This is a genomic window from Streptomyces sp. NPDC003943, from assembly GCF_053605265.1.
The window spans coordinates 1-16,746 of the sequence record NZ_JBSGIW010000125.1 but is presented as its reverse complement, the minus strand read 5'-3'; the positions used below and the strand labels follow the sequence as shown (position 1 = coordinate 16,746).

Below are 16,746 nucleotides of genomic sequence, written 5' to 3'. Positions count from 1 at the left end.
CGATCTGGCGCGCCGGCCTCGGAAGGACCACGATCCGGCGTGTGCGGTCAGGCGTTGATGCAGGTGTTGCCGAAGGCCGGGTTCAGGGCGGCGATGCCGTTGACGGTGTTGCCGCAGACGTTCACCGGGATGTGGACCGGAACCTGGACGACGTTGCCGGACAGCACGCCCGGGGAGTGCACGGCGGCACCCTCGGCGCCGGCGTCGGCGGCGGCGACACCGGCGGCACCGGCGACAGCGGCGGCGGCACCGACGGACAGGGCGACAGCCTTCGCGATACGGGACATGGGGAACGTCTCCTCGATCGATTTACTACTCGGACGGCACGGACGGTTTCGTCCTGCGCTCTCATCAACGCCGCTGGATTTCATCGGTTGCTCTCCCGAACGGGTGACGTTCAACCGATGTTTGGGCCATAGGAGGGTCATTCGTCCGACCGGACCCAGAAAGGCGCAACACGCTCAACGAGGAAAGTGCCTCATGGATACGGGAGTTCGCGTTTCCGGGCATCTAATGCTTACTATCGCCCGGCTCGGGGGTTATAACGGTCCCGAACGTTGCTTCCGGTCCCGTCGCGCGTTCATCCATTTCGCGTGGCCGACTTCTTCCCCTCCCCCGGTCTCCACGGGTCTTCCCTTCCTTCTCTCGTCCAAGCGGAGCACCTGTATGCGGAATTCAGCGGTTCTTGGCGTACGCAGGGGTCTGGTGTGCGCCGTGTCGGGTGCGGCGCTCTCCGCTGTGCTCCCGGCCGCCTTCGCCGTGGCGCCGCGCCTCCCGCCGGCCGCGGAGGCCGCCCGACTGCCCCTCGCGGCGCGGTACTCGGCCGTGCAGCACGGCGGGATCCTCCGCGCCGCCAACTCCTCGGCGCGGGGCACGACGGGGGCCGAGACGGTCAACGACGACGCCACCGTCGCGTACGTCGACGTCGACGACGACCCCAACACCTACAACTCCAGCCGGGCCGAACTGCGGGTCCCGGCCGGGGCCCGGGTCAGCTGGGCCCGGCTGTACTGGGGCGGGAACCTGCGGGTGGGCGAGCAGAAGCCGCCCAAGGACAACGGGCGGGTGCTGATCGCCGAGCCCGGCGGCCGGTACAAGGAAGTGCTCGCCGACACCACGATCGGCCACCGCACGGCCGACGGCGCCGACGCCTTCCAGGCGTCCGCCGACGTCACCGAGCTGGTCCGGTCGGCCCAGCCGGGCCTGTGGACGGTCGCCCAGGTGAACGTCGCCATGGGCCGTTCGGCGGTCGGCGGCTGGGGCGGCTGGACGCTGGTCGCGGCCTACGAGAAGGCCGACGATCCGCTGCGGAAGCTGACCGTGTGGGACGGCTTCGAATCGCTCGGCCCGGCGAACCCCGAGCTGGAAATCCCGCTCGCGCTCGGCAAGGACCGCATTCCACAGGGTGCGGACGGCCGGCTCGGCCTTGTCGCGTACGACGGCGACCGCGGGACTTCCGGGGATTACCTCGCGGTGGAAACGGGCCTGGCGAAGAGCGTCACGCGGAGCGTGATCTCCGATTCCGCGAATTCCGCGGACGACGTGATGAACTCCAGCATCACGGAATCGGGAACAAGTCTGATGGAACGACTGCCCGCTCATCTCACCACCCTGGGGTACGACTCGGACGTCTTCGACCTGCGGGGGGCGCTGCACCATGGGGCCGATCGTTTCCACATCCGCCTCGGAAGCCCGAAGGACGCCGTCTGGCTCGGCGCGCTCTTCGTCCAGGCGGACATCACGCGCTGACCCGGGTACGGGTCCGGGTGCGGGCCCGGGCGCGCGGCCGGACGTGCTGCACGCCGTCCAGCCCGGTGACGGCGGGGTCGCCCGGGTCGTCACCGATCTGGTCCGCGGGCAGCTCGCGGCGGGCCTGCGGGTCGCCGTGGCCTGCCCGCCGGGCACCGAACTGGCGGCGGCGGTACGCGCGGAGGGCGCCGACGCGTACGACTGGACGGCCGGCCGCGATCCCGGCCCGCGCCTGCTCCGCGAGACCCGCGACCTCGCCCGCCTGATCCGTACCGTCGCCCCGGCGCTGGTCCACGCGCACAGCGCCAAGGCCGGCCTGTGCGCCCGGCTCGCCCTGCGCGGCCGGGTCCCGACGGTCTACCAGCCGCACGCCTGGTCCTTCGAGGCCGTCACCGGCGCCACCGCCGCGCTCGCGCTCCGCTGGGAACGCTGGGCCGCGGCCCGCTGGACGGCCCGCGTGGTCTGCGTCAGCGAGGCGGAGCGCCGGCGCGGCGAGTCGGCGGGCGTCCGCGCGTCCTGGTCGCTGATCCACAACGGCGTGGACACACACCGCTTCGCCCCGACGCCGGCGGCCGCGCGTCCGGCGGGTGCCGACGACGGAGCGGGCACGGTCGCCGGGCCCCTCGTCGTCTGCGTCGGGCGGCTGTGCCGGCAGAAGGGGCAGGACGTGCTGCTCGGTGCCTGGCCCGGGGTCCTCGCCGCGGTGCCGGACGCGCGGCTCGTGTTCGTCGGGGACGGGCCGGACGCGGAGCGGCTGCGGGCGGGCGCCGGGGCCTCGGTGCGGTTCGTCGGGGCGGTGGCGGACACCGCGTCCTGGTACCGGGCCGCCGACGTCGTCGTGCTGCCGTCCCGCTGGGAGGGCATGGCGCTCGCGCCCCTGGAGGCCATGGCGAGCGGCCGGCCCGTCCTGGTCACCGACGTGGACGGGGCGCGGGAGAGCCTGCCGCCCGGGCACGAGGCGCAGTGCCTCGTGCCGCCCGAGGACCCGGCCGCGCTCGCCGCCGCGCTCCGCCGCCTTCTGGGCCGGCCCGGGCTGCGGCACTCGCTGGGCCGCGAGGCCCGCGAGCACGTACTCAGCAGATTCGATGTGCGGCGCACCGGCGCGGCCGTCGCGGAGCTCTACCGCGAACTGGCCGGAGTGCGGGGCACGGAGCACAGAGAGCCGATTGCGCAGTGACAACGGAAAGCACCAGCGTCCCTCCCTCGTTCCCCTCGCGGCGCCTCGCGCCGCCGCGCGGCGGCACCCACCGGCTCGCGCTGCCACCGCGCCGCCGGGCCCGGCGGCGGTTCACCGGCCTGCCGCTGTTCGCGGCCGACGCGCTCGCCGTGCTGCTCGCGATGTGCCTGCTCTCGGCCGCACACCGGCGCTGGGAGGTGGCGCTGTTCGTCGCCGCCCTCGTCGCACTGCTCGACGGCCGCGCCGGGCTCTACCGCCCGGCGCCGGGCCCGGTCGGCGTGCTCGACGAACTCCCCACGCTCGCCGCCCGCGCCGGGGTCGCCTGGTGCGTGACGGCGGCCGCGGCCGCCGCGTACTCGCCGGCCCTCGCGATCGGTCCGCTGCGGCTGTGCGCCGCGTACGGCACGCACGTCACCGCCGTCGTCGCGGTGCGCGGCCTCGCGCACGGGCGGCGGCGCCGGATCGCCCGCGCGCACCCGCGCTCGGCGCTCGTCATCGGCGTGCCGGGCGCGGCCCGGCGGTTCGCCTCGGCGCTCGCGCAGCACCCGGAGTACGGCATCCGGCCGGTCGGGGTGGTCGGCGTCGCCGGCACCCGGCAGGACGAGGAGCGGGTCCACGAGCAGGCCCGGGAGCGGAGCCTGCCGGTGCTCACCACGAGCGAGGAGATCCACCGGGCGGTCATCCAGAACACCGTCCGCGACGCCGTGTTCCTGACCGAGGACGAGGGTCTCGTGACGCTCTTCCAGCACTACGGCTGCGCCACCTGGCGGGTCGGCGGCGAGCCGGCCGGCGAGCCGATGAGCGACCACCTGTGGGGCTACGGCTGCCGCCGCCTCGTACCGCTCGCCGAGCGCCCCGGGCTGACCGCGAAGCGGGCCCTCGACGTGGCGCTCGCCGCGCCCGCGCTGGCGCTCGCGCTGCCCGTGCTGCTGCTGTGCGCGCTGGCGGTGCGGCTCTCGGACGGGCCCGGGGTGCTGTTCCGGCAGGAGCGGGTGGGGCAGAACGGACGTCTGTTCACGCTGCTGAAGTTCCGTACGCTGCGGCCGTCCGACGAGACGGAGTCGGCGACCCGGTGGAGCGTCGCCGACGACCACCGGATGAGCGCCGCCGGGCACTTCCTGCGCAAGACCTCCCTGGACGAGTTGCCGCAGCTGTGGAACGTGCTGCGCGGCGACATGAGCCTGGTCGGGCCGCGGCCCGAACGCCCGTACTTCGTCGCCCAGTTCAGCCGCGTCCACGCCGGATACGCGGCCCGGCACCGGATGCCGGTGGGGCTGACCGGACTGGCCCAGGTGCACGGGCTGCGCGGCGACACCTCGATCGAGGACCGCTGCCGCTTCGACAACCACTACATCGACCACTGGTCGCTCTGGCAGGACGTCTGCATCCTGCTGCGTACGGCGGCCGGTCTCGTGCGACCGACGGGAAGCTGATGACGACAGCCGTGGTGGGCGTGCCGGGTGCGGACCCGGGCGTACGGGAGGGCGTGCGGGAGTGGACGCGCCGGGCGGGGGCGCTGTCCCCGGTCCTCGCCGTGATCGCGCTGCTGCTCGTGCCGGGCGGCGGGGGCGGCACGCAGGGCGGCACGGGCGGTACGGGCACGATCGCCGACGCCGCGTCGGGGCTGCTCGTCCTGATCTGTCTGATCCGGGTGGTGCGGAGCGGGGCGCGGCCCCTGACCCGTACCGCCGCCGTCGTGCTCGGCCTGCCCGTGTTCGGCATCTGCCTGGCCGCGATCACCTCCGGCGACCCCGGCGCGAGCCTGCCGGGCGTCGCCCGCTACGTGCAGATCTTCGTCCTCGTCCCGGCCGCCGTGATGGTGATGATCCGCGACCGGCGGGACTTCGCCGTCGTGGCGTGGGCGCTGATCGGACTCGGGCTGCTGGAGGGCGCGGTCGGCGTCGTGCAGTACCTGACCGGGACCGGCGCCTCGTACCAGGGCGCGGACGTCCGGGCCGTCGGCACCTTCGGCGCCACCGACGTGATGGGCATGGCCACCGTCGTCGCCTACGCCCTCGTCATCGCCACCGGCCTCGCCCTCGGCGCCCGCGCCGGCCGCGCCCGGACGGCGGCGCTGGTCTGCGCGGGCCTGCTGTTCGTCCCGCTGGTGCTCTCCTTCAGCCGCGGCGCCTGGATCGCGACCGTCCTCACCTGCGGCGGGCAGCTGCTCCTCTCGGGGCTGCGGCGGGCCGGGCGGGTCGCGCTCGCCATGGGGGCGCTGGTGGTGGTCCTGGTGGGCGGCTTCGGCATCGGCTCGGAGATGGTCAAGGAGCGCGTCACCAGCATCACGCAGGTCACGGCCGCGCCCGACCAGTCGGTGACGGACCGTTACACGCTGTGGGCGGCGGCGGGGCGCATGTGGCGCGGCGATCCGCTGACCGGTGTCGGCCTGAAGGGCTTCCCCGCCTACCGCGACTCCAACGCGTCCCTGGCGCTCTCGTCGGGCAGCGACACGGCCGGCGCGGGCGCCGCCTTCGCCCGCCAGCCGCTGCTGTCCCCGCACAACATGTACCTGCTGGTGCTGAGCGAGCAGGGCCTGATCGGACTGCTCGCCCTCGCCGGCAGCTGGGCCGCCCTCCTGGTCGCGGCCCTCCGCCGGCTGCGGCTCGGCGCGGACTGCGCCCTGGTCGCCGTCGGGATCCTGGCCTGGCAGCTCATCGACTTCTTCTACGCCGACATCGGCGGCCCCTCCACCGTCCTCATGTCCGTCGTCTTCGGCCTGGCCGCCTGGTGGTCCCTGACGTCCCGGACGGAGGTGCGCCGTGCGTGACCCCTGGTCGGACCCGTGGTCGGACCCGTCGGCGCGGGCGACGGACGCGGCGCGGAACGGCGCGTACGGCACGCCGCCGGGCGGCGGGGTGGAGCCCGGGGGTGCGTACGGCGCCGGGACCGCGGGCGCGCCGGAGGCGGCGCACGGCGTGGCGCCGCCGGCCCGCACGCGCGGTGCGTCGCTGCCGGACGCGCCGGCGACCGGAGCCGGAGTCCCGTACCGCGGGCCCGAGGGCGGGTACGGCGGGCCGGCGACCGGTACCGCGCGGCGCACGGCCGCGGCGCGGGCTGCTGCGGCGGCGCACGAGTCCCGCGCAGGAGGCGGCCGTTCGGCGGGGCGCGCGGCGTACGGCGGGCGGCCGGTGGCGCGGGATCTCCGGTTGAACACCGCGCAGGGGGCGAGCGGCCACACCGTGTCCGACCCGGGTCCGGTGTGGCGGGACGCCCGGCCGGGCCCGGGGCAGAACCCCGAGGACGTCAACGTCCGCGACCCGAGCGGAGGTTGGGCGCAGGATGCCGCCACCGCCGGGGCGGTGGACCCGTTGTGCGGACTGCCGCGGCCCGGGACCGGCGGCACGGACGGCGCCGTCGCGCCGCCGCTTCCGGCGGGGCCCGAGGACCCGTGGGCGGCCTTCGCCGCCGACCCGCTGTGCGGCCTGCCGCAGCCGCCGCCCCGGGAACCCGACGACACCCTGCAGCTGTTGATGCGGCGTGGCGGGGGCGAGGACCCGTGGGCGGCCTTCGCCGCCGACGCGCTGTGCGGGCTGCCGCGCGGCGAGACCACTCATGCCTGGCGGGCCGCGCCGATCGCGCAGCCCGTGGTGCGGGCCACCCGCGCCGAGCGGCCCCCGCTGCTCGGGGGACGGCCGCTCGGGTACGGGGCGCGGCCCGTCGAGGCCGTGCCCGCGACCCGGTCCGGGGCGCGGCACGCGCGGCGCGGGTCGGGGCGGTTCCTGTTGCGGGCCGCGGTGGTGACGGCCGGGCTGACGGCGGCCGGGGCGGTGCTCGGGCTCGTCCGGGACCAGATCCTGGCGCGGTACTTCGGGGCCGGGGCGGAGACGGACGCGTTCCTGGTGGCGTGGACGGTGCCGGAGTTCGCGTCGACGCTGCTGATCGAGGACGCGATGGCGCTGATCCTGGTGCCGGCGTTCTCGCGGGCGCTCGCGCGGCGGTCCGGTTCGCTGTTCGGGGACCCGGTGCGCCATCTCGTACGGACGACGCTGCCCCGGCTGGTCCTGGCGGTGGCCGCCGTGGCCGCGCTGCTCGTGGCGCTCGCGCCGATGCTCGTCGAGGCGCTCGCGCCGGGGCTGCCGGATCCGCGGCTCGCGGTGGACTGCACACGGCTCACGGCGACGTGCGTGCTGGCGTTCGCGCTGGCCGGGTACTGCTCGGCGGCGTTGCGGGCGCACGGCTCGTTCCTGCCGCCGGCGGCGATCTACGTGGCGTACAACGTCGGGATCATCGGCACGACGCTGCTGCTGCGCGAGCCGTTCGGGGTGCGGGCGGCGGCGGCCGGGGTGGCGGTCGGCGGCGTGCTCATGGTCCTCGTGCAGGCGCCGTCGCTGCTGCGGGAGCTGCGCGACCGGCCGGTGCCGAAGGAGCAGCCGAAGCCGCTGCCGCCGGGCGACGGGCGGCTGCTCGTCCTCGGGGTGATCGCGCCGGTCGTGGTGTTCGCGCTGTCGCGGCAGTCGCAGATCCTGATCGAGCGCTTCCTCGCCTCGCCGCTGCCGGCCGGAGCGATCTCGCATCTGAACTACGCGCAGAAGATCGCGCAGATGCCGATGATCCTCTCGCTGATGCTGTGCACGGTCAGCTTCCCGGTCGTCGCCCGCGCGCTCGCCGCCGGGGATGCCGAGGGGGCGCGCCGCCGGGTGGAGCGGGACCTGCTCCTGGCGGCGGTCGTGGTCCTGATCGGCGCGTCGACGGTGATCGCCGCCGCGCCGCAGATCGTCGAGATCCTGTTCCAGCGGGGCGCGTTCGACGCGGCCGACACGGCGGCGACGGCCGCGGTGATGCGGGTGTACGCGCTCGGGCTGCTCGGCCAGACGATGGTGGGCGCGCTGGTCCGCTGCTACTTCTCGGCGGCCCGCCCGCTCTGGTACCCGGCCGCCGCGATGGGCGCCGGGCTCGCCGCGACCGCCGTCGCGGGGGCGGCGGGCGCGTACCTGTGGGGCGCGACCGGCATCGCGGGCGCGAACGCGCTCGGCATCACGGTGACCGCCGTGATGCTGCTGACCGGTGCCCGCCGGCAGTCCGTGCCGGTGGACGTGCGCCGGCTCGGCGAGGGCCTGCTGCGGCTGGCGACCGCCGGCGCGTGGGCGACCGGCGCGGGCTGGCTGACCACGCTGTTCGTCGGCCCGCCCGTGCTCTGCGTCGCCCTCGCCGCGCTCGTCGTCGTCGGCGTCTTCCTGCTGTTCATCGCGTGCGCCGCGAAGGCGCCCGAGATCCCGCCCCTCCCCCACTCGCCCTGCCGGAACCGAAGGACCCCCCATGCCCGCCCCCGCCGTGCTGCGTCGTCTGCTGCCGAAGCCTCCCTTGTGGGTGGCGATGTACCACTCGATCGCGGACGTCCCCGATGATCCGTACAAGGTGACCGTCTCCCCGGTGCGCTTCGCCCGCCAGCTGCACTGGCTGCGCGACCGGGGGCTGCGCGGGGTGTCCGTGCGGGAGCTGCTCGCGGCGACCGCCGCGGGCCGGGCGCGCGGTCTGGTCGGGCTGACCTTCGACGACGGGTACGCGGACTTCCTGGAGTCGGCGCTGCCGCTGCTGCGCCGGCACGGCTTCACGGCGACGGTGTACGTGCTGCCGGGGCGGCTCGGCGGCGACAACGCCTGGGACGCGGAGGGGCCGCGCAAGCCGCTGCTCGACGAGGACGGCATCCGGCGGGCGGCCACGGCCGGCATGGAGATCGGCTCGCACGGGCTGCACCACGTCTCGCTCACGGACACGGACGACGAGGGTCTCGCGGCCGAGACCCGGCACAGCCGGGAGCTGATCGAGGAGATCACCGGCGATCCGGTGGACGGTTTCTGCTACCCGTACGGGACGGTCGACGCGCGCGTGATGCGGGCGGTCCGCAAGGCGGGGTACGCGTACGGCTGCGCGATCGACCCGGGCCCGCTGTCCGGCACGTACGCGCTGCCCCGGGTGCACATCGGCGAGGAGGACACCTCCTGGCGGCTCACCGCGAAGCGGGTGCTGCATCCGCTGCGGCGGCGCCGCCCGGCCGATCTGCTCCCCGCGCAGGGCGGGCCGGCCGACCGGGCGGTGCTCTCATGACGCCGCGCGATCTGAAGGTGCTGCACGTCATCACCGGGCTCGGCATCGGCGGCGCCGAGCAGCAGCTGCGGCTGCTGCTGCGCCATCTCCCGGTGCGCAGCCGGGTGGTGACGCTCACCAACCCGGGCGCGGTCGCCGAGGGCATCGAGGCCGACGGCACGCCCGTCGCCCATCTCGGCATGACCGGCAACCGGGACGTCGGCGCGCTGCCGCGGCTCACCCGGCTGATCCGGCAGGGCGGTTACGACCTCGTGCACACCCATCTGTACCGGGCCTGCGTGTACGGCCGGCCGGCCGCCCGGCTGGCCGGGGTGCGGCCGGTGATCGCGACCGAGCACTCGCTCGGCGACGTCCAGATCGAGGGCCGGCCGCTGTCGGCGGGGACCCGGGCGCTGTATCTGGCGACGGAGCGGCTCGGCACGTCGACGGTCGCGGTGTCGCCGAGCGTGGCGCGCCGGCTCGCGGACTGGGGCGTGGCCCCGTCCCGGATCCGGGTGGTGCCCAACGGCATCGAGACCGCCCGCTTCGCCTTCCGGCCGCGGGCCCGGGCGCTGGCCCGGGCGGCGCTCGGGCTGCCCGCGGACGCGTTCGTGGTCGGCGGGGTGGGGCGGCTCGCGGCCGGGAAGCGCTTCGACCGGCTCGTACGCGCGGTGGCGTCGGTGCCGGAGGCGCGGCTGCTGCTCGTCGGGGAGGGCGACCGGCGGGCGGAGCTGCTGCGGATCGCGGCGGAGTGCGGGGCGGCGGACCGGGTGCTGCTGCCGGGCGCGTTCCCGGATCCGCCGGAGCATCCGGCGGGCGGGCGGCTCGATCTGCCGTCGCTGCTCGCCGCGATGGACGTGTTCGTGTCCACCTCTCCCGACGAGACCTTCGGTCTCGCGGTCGTCGAGGCGCTCGCGGCGGGCCTGCCCGCGCTGTACGTGGCGTGCCCGGCGATCGACGACCTGCCGCCGGGCGCGGCGCCCGGCGCCCGGCGGATCGGCGAGTCGGTGCCCGAGCTGGTCGGCGCGCTGCGCGAGGCCGGGCGGGCGCGGGCGGCCGGCGGCCCGGACCGGCTGCCGCCGCCCGGGGCGATCCGCCGTTACGACATCGCGCACAGCGCGGAGCAGTTGCTGTCCCTGTACCAGCGGGCCGTCCACGGCCCCCACCCTTCCGTGAAGTGAGAGCTGCGCCATGACCCCCATGACCCCCGTGACCACGACACCGCCACGTCCCTTCCGCCTCACCCCCGCCCGCTGGATGGTGCTGCCGGCCGCCGTGCTCGCCGGCGCGGCCCTCGGCGGCGGCTACGGCGCCGTGAAGACCCCGCAGTACGCGGCGACCAGCTACGTCATCGTCGTGCCGGCCGAACAGGCCGACCCGTCGGCGGCGCTCGGCTTCGCCCAGGCGTACGGGCGGGTCGCCACGGACATCGCGGTGACCGGCGACGCCCAGGTGTGGGCGGGCGTCTCGGCCGACACGCTCCGCTCCAGCGTGCAGGCGGCGACCTCGCCGGACGCGCCGATGATCTCGATCACGGCGCGGGCGCCGAAGCCGTCGGCGGCCGTGTCGATGGCCGACGGAGTGGCCCGGGCGCTGGTCCTCAACAGCTCGCACGTGGCCGGGAACACGGGCGTGAAGGTGGTCCAGTTCTCGCGTGCGACGAAGCCGGTCTCCCCGGTGTCGCCCTCCGCGGGGCTCTCGGCGCTCGTCGGCGCCTGTGCGGGCGGGCTGCTCGGCGGCCTCGCGCTGCTGGTCCGGCCGAAGCGGCAGGCGCGGGACGGGGCCGGGGCCCGGCACTCGCGGCAGGGCACGGCGTCGGTGCCGGGTCCGGCGCCGGCCGCGCAGCAGCCGGAACCGGAGGCGGTGTGACGGTCGGACAGCTCGCGCCCGCCGGGACCGGGAGCGGGACCGAGGCCGGGCCGCGGACGTCCGGGGCGCTGCGGGCCGAGGTCCTGCGGGACGGCGAGGCCTTCGGGCGGCTCGGGCCCGAGTGGACGGCGCTGTACGGGCGCTGCGCGACGGCGACGCCGTTCCAGTCCCACGCGTGGCTGCACTCCTGGTGGCTGTCGTACGGGCGGCCCGGCGCCCTCCGGGTGGTCCTGGTCCGGCGGGCCGACGGCACGCTCGTCGGCGCGGCGGCGCTGCTGCGGGCGCGCGGCCCGCTGCCGGTGCTCACTCCGCTCGGCGGTGCGATCACCGACTTCACCGACGTCCTGCTCGACGACGGCTGTCCGGACGCGGCGCCCGCGCTCGCCCGCGCCCTCGCCCGGGCGGCCCGCGGCGCGGTCGTGGACCTGCGCGAAGTACGGCCCGGGGCGGCGGCCGAGCGGCTGTACGAGGTGTGGCGCGGGCCCCGGCGCCGGCTCGCCGACTCGGAGTGCCTGGAGCTGCCGGCCGTCCCGATGGAGACGCTGCTCGAACGCATCCCGTCCGGCAAGGCACAGCGGATGCGGGCGAAGTTCCGGAAGCTGGACGCGCTCGGCATCGACGAGCGCGTCGTCTCCGGGCCCGAGGTCCCGGCCGCCGTGCAGCGGCTGCTTCGGCTGCACCAACTCCAGTGGCGCGGCCGCGGGGTGACGGCCGAGCACACGAGTGAACGGTTCGCCGAACATCTCGCCCGGGCGGTACGGCCGATGGTCGAGCACGGGGACGCCGTGGTCACCGAGTACCGGCTCGGCGACGAGGTGCTGTGCGCGGACCTCACCCTGATGTCACCGCGGCTCGCGGGCGGCTATCTGTACGGGGCGGACCCGGCGCTGCGCGCCCGCAAGGTCGACGTGGCCGCGATGCTGCTGCGGCACGCGGCCCACGAGGCCGCCGTGAGCGGCCGGGCCACGCTGAGCATGCTGCGCGGCACCGAACCGTACAAGCACCACTGGCGCCCCGAGACCGTGCCCAACCAGCGGCTCATGCTGGCCGGGCCCGGTACCGCCCCGCTGCTCTGGGCCCGCGCGGGCGCGGCGCACGGGCGGCGCTGGGCGGCCCGGCAGGTGCGGCAGCGGGAGTGGCTGGGCCGCGCGCTCGGCCGCGGCACGCCTCACGGCGGCGGAGGATGAGCTCCTCCGCCGCCGTGAGGGACCGCGAGCGGCCCGTCAGAAGGGCCAGACTCCGTGCAGCGTGCCCTTCCAGTCGAAGTTCAGGTTCTCCTCCCAGTCGTCTGTGGACGGTTTCGGGAAGGACGGCTTCGGCAGGGAAGGCTTCGGCAGCGTCGGCTTCGCGGGCTCGTTCCAGGAGCCCACGGGGACGCTGGGGACGCAGATCTGACCGCCGATCCAGCTCTCGATCCATGAACCGAGGTTCAGGGGCCGACAGTTGGGCTTGGGGTCGGGGTTGGGCTCGGGCTCGGGCTCGGGCTCGGGCTTGGGTTCAGGCTTCGGCTCGGGCTTCGGCTCAGGCTTCGGCTCAGGCTTCGGCTCGGGCTTGGGCTCAGGCTTCGGTTCCGGCTTCGGCTCGGGCTTGGGCTCAGGCTTCGGCTCGGGCTTGGGCTCAGGCTTCGGTTCCGGCTTCGGCTCAGGCTTCGGTTCCGGCTTCGGCTCAGGCTTGGGCTCAGGCTTCGGTTCCGGCTTCGGCTCGGGCTTGGGCTCAGGCTTCGGTTCCGGCTTCGGTTCCGGCTTGGGCTCAGGCTTCGGCTCAGGCTTCGGTTCCGGCTTCGGCTCAGGCTTGGGCTCGGGCTTCGGTTCCGGCTTCGGCTCGGGCTTGGGCTCCGGCTTCGGCTCCGGCTTCGGGACGGGGATCGTCGGGTCCACCGGGACCGTCGGATCCGTGGGGTCGACCGGGTCCGTGGGGTCCGTCGGGACCTGCGGCTCCGTCGGGTCCGTCGGGACCTGCGGATCGGTCGGCTCCGTCGGGTCGGTCGGGATCTGCGGTTCCGTCGGCTCCGCTCCGTACAGCATCTGACGGAACACCAGCGACGACTGCGGGTTCTCGTCACACTGCCAGACGCCGTGCGGGCAGTAGTCGGTGATCGTGTGATACAGCGGCTTGTGCTGCTTCATCCATTCCAGCATGCGCTGCATGTAGACGGGGTTGTCTCCGTTCCGGAACAGGCCCCATTCCGGATAGGAGATCTGCTTCCCGTGCTCGGCCGCGAAATCGACCTGCGCCTGCAAGCCGTACGGTTCGCGCACGTGTTCGTCGAAACTCGCGCCGGTCGGCTGGTCGTAGGAATCCATGCCGATGACGTCGACCGTGTCGTCACCGGGATAGCACTCCGTCCACGGAATGGCGTCGAGGCCGCGGCTCGGATTGAAGTCGAAGCGGAACTTCTGCCCCCGCACGGTACGCATCGCGGTCACGATGCGGGTCCAGTACTTCTTCCAGGCCGCCGGATCCGGCGCGCACCGGTGGGTGTAGGTCGTGCCGTTCATCTCCCAGCCGAGGTCGATGACGGTGTCCGCGGCCCCGAGGCTCACCAGGCGCTGGGCGAGGGTCTGGAAGTGGTGGTCGTAGTAGCCCGCGGCGCCGAGCTGCAGCTGGCGGCGGACCTCGTGGTCGGAGACGCCGGCCTCGTTCCGTTCCAGCATCGGCACGTTGAGGACCAGCAGGCGGTCGGCCCGCTCGGTGCGCCAGGCGGCCCAGGCGTCGAGGAAGCCGGGCGGGCCCTCGATGCTCGACCAGCGGTCGCCGGGCAGATAGGTGTGGGCGACCCGGAGCTCCCGGCCGCCGAGCCACCGCTCCAGTTGCGCGATGCGCGCCGGGCCGAGCGGGCCGGATTCGAGGAACGCCCCCATCGCGCCGGACAGAGTCCGCTGGGGGTCCGGGGTCGTTACGGATGCGGATTCGGCCGCGTGAGCGCGAGCGGGAGACGACAGCACGACTGAACCTGACGCAAGGAGACTGGCGGTGAACACCCCCAGCCACACCCTCGAAGTTCTTCGCTTTCGGTTGACCACAGCAGCACTCCTTCAGTTGACCGCCAGTCAGATGCTCTGATGTTCCGAAAGTATTCCTAATGAGCCGACCGGGAATCCGGCTTTGATCTGCCAATGGTCCGTTAGAGGATTTTCCATCGCCCAATTGGGGCACCCGAGACGAAGGACATGCCGTGCCGAGTATTGACACCCGCGTCCCCGCGGTCCTTGTGCGGCTCGACCCGAACCCCTTTCACCACGGCACCCTCGGCGCCGCGCGGTCGCTGGGGCGGGCCGGTGTCGCGGTGCACGCGGTGGTCGAATCGCTCTCCAGCCCGGTCGTCCGCTCCCGCTACCTCCGCGGCGCGCACCTCCGCCCCGCCGAGCCGTCCCCCGCCGAACTCACCCGCCTGCTCCTCCGGATCGCCGACCGGCTGCGCCCCGGACCGGCCGACGACCCGTCACCTCCTGCGCTACTCGTACCCCTCGACGACATCACCGCCCTCTCCCTCGCCGAGTGCCGCCCCGAGCTGGCCGGCCGCTATCTGCTGCCCGACCAGTCCCCCGAGCAGCTCGCCCGGGTCGCCGACAAGGCCCAGCTCGCCGAGACCTGCCGGGCCCTCGGACTCCCCCATCCCCGTACCGAACTCCCCACCAGCGCCGAGGAGGCCGCCGCCATGGCCTGGTCGCTCGGGCTGCCGGTGATCGCCAAGTGGAGCCGGCCCTGGCTGCTGCCGGCGGGCGGCCGGCTGCGCAGCACCACGATCGTCGGCTCGCTCGCCGAGGTCCGCGAGCTGTACGAGCGCACCCCGCAGGCCGGCAGCCGGCTGCTGCTCCAGGAACTGCTGCCGGCCGGGCGGGACCTCGACTGGTTCTTCCACGGGTACGTGGACTCCGGCGGCGGCTGCTCGACCGGCGCGACCGGCCGCAAGGAGCGCTCCTGGCCGGACGGCGCCGGGCTCACCGCGGTGGGCCGCTGGACGGCGAACCCGGCGGTGGACACGCTGGCCCGGGAGCTGCTCGCGGCGCTCGGCTACCGGGGCGTGTGCGACCTGGACTTCCGGCTCGACCGGGCGACCGGCGCGTACCACCTGCTCGACTTCAACCCGCGGCCCGGCGCGCAGTTCCGGCTGTTCGCCGACCGGGACGGGCTCGACGTGGTCCGGGCGATGCACCTGGACCTCACCGGCCGCCCGGTGCCCGCGCACCTGCCCGCGTACGGACGCCGTTTCGTCGTCGAGAACTACGCGGCGCTCTCGTACCTCTCCTCGCCGCGCCGCCGGTACGCGCCCGAGCGCCGGACCCGCGGCGCCCACCCCGGCGAGGCCGCCTGGTTCGCGGCCGACGACCTCGGGCCGGCGCTCGCGATGCTGCGCGGCTGGCTCTCCCACGTCCTGCGCAAGGGCCTGCTGACGCTCCGTCGGACGCTGCGCGGCGCGGCCGGGCGGCCCCGGCGGGCGCCCGCCGTGCCGCCGCCGTCGACCCGGTCCCGTACGGCCGCTCCGCCGGACCGGATGACCCGGCGATGACCCCCTCACCCCCCTCTCCGACCCCCTCAGACCTGTGAAGGTGGAACGCACGATGTACGACCTCGTGATTGTGGGCGCGGGCCCCTACGGTCTGTCCGTGGCCGCCCACGCGGCCGCCGGCGGCCTGAAGCTGCGCACCTTCGGCCGGACCATGGAGTGCTGGCACGCCATGCCCTCGGGGATGTTCCTCAAGTCCGAGCCGTGGGCCTCCCACCTCTCCGACCCGGCGGGCCGGTACGGGCTCGACGCCTACGCGGCCGAGCGGGGCGTGCCTGCCGAGCACGGCGTGCCGCTGCCGGTCGGCTTCTTCGCCGCGTACGGCGACTGGTTCGCGCGGCAGGCGGTGCCCGGCCTGGACGAGCGGCTCGTCACCACGGTCGCGCCGGTGGACGACGGCGGTTTCGCGGTGACGGCGGAGGACGGCGAGACCGTCCGCGCCCGCACGGTCGCGCTCGCGGTCGGCGTGCTGCCGTTCATGGAGGTCCCGGCGCCGCTGCGCGGCCTGCCCCGCCGCTACGTGACCCACTCCAGCCACCACGGCGAGCTGGACGGCTTCGCCGGGCGGGACGTCACGGTGATCGGCGCCGGGCAGGCCGCCCTGGAGACCGCCGCGATCCTCACCGAGCGGGGTGCGGCCGTGCGGATCCTGGCCCGGGCCGAGCGGCTGAACTGGAACACCGTGCCGCCGGCGCTCGACCGGGGCCGCTGGCAGAATCTGCGTGCCCCGCACACCGGGCTCGGCTGCGGCTGGCAGAACCGGCTCTACGCGGACACCCCGGGCGTCTTCCGCCGGCTGCCCGCCGCCACCCGCGAGCGGATCTTCGACTCGGCGCTCGGCCCGGCCGGCGCCTGGTGGCTGCGCGAGCGGTTCGCGGCGGTCGGGGACGTACGGCTCGGGCAGCGGGTGACCTGTGCGACGGTGACCGCCGACGACCGGCTGCGGCTCGACGTACGGGGCGCGGACGGGACGGCGAGCGTGGTGGAGACCGACCATGTCGTCGCGGCCACCGGCTTCGTGCCGAGCCTGGACCGGGCGGACGTGCTCGCGCCCGAACTGCGGGCCGGGCTGCGGCGGGTGGGGGCCGGCGGGGCGCCGGAGGTGGGGGCGCTCTTCGAGTCGTCCTGGCCGGGGCTGTTCCTGGCGGGGCTGCTGACGGCGCCGTCGTACGGGCCGTCGATGCGGTTCGTGTTCGGCGCGGGCTACACGGCCGGGCGGCTGGTGAAGGGGGTGCGGCAGCGGCTGCGGTCCCAGGGGCGCGGCACCGTGGTGGGCCGGCCGCGCGCGGGTTCGGGCTCGGGCTCGCGGCGGGTCGCGACCCCGGCCCCGTGAACGAGGAGGGCCGGCGCCCGGGGGGCTGGGGGGGGGTTCGCGGGGGCGGGCCGGGGCGCCCCCCCGTGCGGCGGGGTTGTTGAC

Annotated in this window: 12 protein-coding genes and 1 pseudogene; 11 read left to right on the top strand and 2 right to left on the bottom strand. The window is 75.2% G+C overall.

What is annotated here, in order from left to right:
- Nucleotides 1-47: 47 nt before the first annotated feature.
- The gene (locus ACWEV0_RS33140; protein ID WP_453153452.1) at nt 48-287 is read right to left on the bottom strand and encodes a chaplin; all 240 of its coding nucleotides are present in this window, start codon (nt 285-287) and stop codon (nt 48-50) included.
- 379 nt (nt 288-666) lie between these two features.
- On the opposite strand from ACWEV0_RS33140, the gene ACWEV0_RS33135 reads away from it, so the two are divergent.
- The 9 genes from ACWEV0_RS33135 (at nt 667) to ACWEV0_RS33095 (ending at nt 12,009) form a co-directional block, all read left to right on the top strand.
- Nucleotides 667-1,749, top strand: a complete 1,083-nt coding sequence (locus ACWEV0_RS33135) for a DUF3344 domain-containing protein (protein ID WP_453153451.1) — start codon at nt 667-669, stop codon at nt 1,747-1,749.
- Between the two features lie 43 nt (nt 1,750-1,792).
- Nucleotides 1,793-2,926: a glycosyltransferase gene (locus ACWEV0_RS33130; RefSeq protein WP_453153450.1), complete on the top strand. Its 1,134-nt coding sequence runs from the start codon at nt 1,793-1,795 to the stop codon at nt 2,924-2,926.
- Entirely contained in the window at nt 2,923-4,359 is a 1,437-nt protein-coding gene (locus ACWEV0_RS33125) for an exopolysaccharide biosynthesis polyprenyl glycosylphosphotransferase (RefSeq protein WP_453153449.1), read from the top strand. The genes ACWEV0_RS33130 and ACWEV0_RS33125 overlap by 4 nt, the downstream gene beginning before the upstream one ends.
- Nucleotides 4,359-5,696, top strand: coding sequence for an O-antigen ligase family protein (locus tag ACWEV0_RS33120; protein WP_453153448.1), 1,338 nt, complete (start codon nt 4,359-4,361; stop codon nt 5,694-5,696). The genes ACWEV0_RS33125 and ACWEV0_RS33120 overlap by 1 nt, the downstream gene beginning before the upstream one ends.
- A gap of 703 nt (nt 5,697-6,399) precedes the next feature.
- Entirely contained in the window at nt 6,400-8,274 is a 1,875-nt protein-coding gene (gene murJ, locus ACWEV0_RS33115; protein ID WP_453153456.1) for a murein biosynthesis integral membrane protein MurJ, read from the top strand.
- Nucleotides 8,186-8,974 carry a polysaccharide deacetylase family protein gene (locus ACWEV0_RS33110; RefSeq protein WP_453153446.1) on the top strand — a complete coding sequence of 263 codons (789 nt, stop codon included), beginning with the start codon at nt 8,186-8,188 and terminating at the stop codon, nt 8,972-8,974. Before murJ ends, ACWEV0_RS33110 begins: the two co-directional genes overlap by 89 nt.
- An 11-nt stretch (nt 8,975-8,985) precedes the next feature.
- A complete protein-coding gene (locus tag ACWEV0_RS33105; RefSeq protein ID WP_453153455.1) occupies nt 8,986-10,134 on the top strand; it encodes a glycosyltransferase in 1,149 nt (382 codons plus the stop codon).
- A 19-nt stretch (nt 10,135-10,153) separates the two neighbouring features.
- Nucleotides 10,154-10,822 carry a lipopolysaccharide biosynthesis protein gene (locus tag ACWEV0_RS33100; protein WP_453153454.1) on the top strand — a complete coding sequence of 223 codons (669 nt, stop codon included), beginning with the start codon at nt 10,154-10,156 and terminating at the stop codon, nt 10,820-10,822.
- A gap of 68 nt (nt 10,823-10,890) precedes the next feature.
- Nucleotides 10,891-12,009, top strand: coding sequence for a GNAT family N-acetyltransferase (locus ACWEV0_RS33095; RefSeq protein WP_453153453.1), 1,119 nt, complete (start codon nt 10,891-10,893; stop codon nt 12,007-12,009).
- A 699-nt stretch (nt 12,010-12,708) separates the two neighbouring features.
- Here the strand turns inward: ACWEV0_RS33095 and ACWEV0_RS33090 are convergent.
- A pseudogene (locus tag ACWEV0_RS33090) lies at nt 12,709-13,803 on the bottom strand (glycosyl hydrolase); the annotation flags it as partial.
- Between the two features lie 194 nt (nt 13,804-13,997).
- Here ACWEV0_RS33090 and ACWEV0_RS33085 point away from each other — a divergent pair.
- Nucleotides 13,998-15,332, top strand: coding sequence for a carboxylate--amine ligase (locus tag ACWEV0_RS33085; RefSeq protein WP_453153445.1), 1,335 nt, complete (start codon nt 13,998-14,000; stop codon nt 15,330-15,332).
- A 52-nt stretch (nt 15,333-15,384) separates the two neighbouring features.
- Nucleotides 15,385-16,662: an FAD-dependent oxidoreductase gene (locus ACWEV0_RS33080; RefSeq protein WP_453153444.1), complete on the top strand. Its 1,278-nt coding sequence runs from the start codon at nt 15,385-15,387 to the stop codon at nt 16,660-16,662.
- Nucleotides 16,663-16,746: the final 84 nt, after the last annotated feature.

Bases quoted from the DNA above. Each gene is read 5' to 3' on its own strand.
- ACWEV0_RS33140 (WP_453153452.1), bottom strand. From the start codon at position 287: ATGTCCCGTATCGCGAAGGCTGTCGCCCTGTCCGTCGGTGCCGCCGCC.
- ACWEV0_RS33135 (WP_453153451.1), top strand. From the start codon at position 667: ATGCGGAATTCAGCGGTTCTTGGCGTACGCAGGGGTCTGGTGTGCGCC.
- ACWEV0_RS33120 (WP_453153448.1), top strand. From the start codon at position 4,359: ATGACGACAGCCGTGGTGGGCGTGCCGGGTGCGGACCCGGGCGTACGG.
- murJ (WP_453153456.1), top strand. From the start codon at position 6,400: ATGCGGCGTGGCGGGGGCGAGGACCCGTGGGCGGCCTTCGCCGCCGAC.
- ACWEV0_RS33110 (WP_453153446.1), top strand. From the start codon at position 8,186: ATGCCCGCCCCCGCCGTGCTGCGTCGTCTGCTGCCGAAGCCTCCCTTG.
- ACWEV0_RS33100 (WP_453153454.1), top strand. From the start codon at position 10,154: ATGACCCCCGTGACCACGACACCGCCACGTCCCTTCCGCCTCACCCCC.
- ACWEV0_RS33080 (WP_453153444.1), top strand. From the start codon at position 15,385: ATGTACGACCTCGTGATTGTGGGCGCGGGCCCCTACGGTCTGTCCGTG.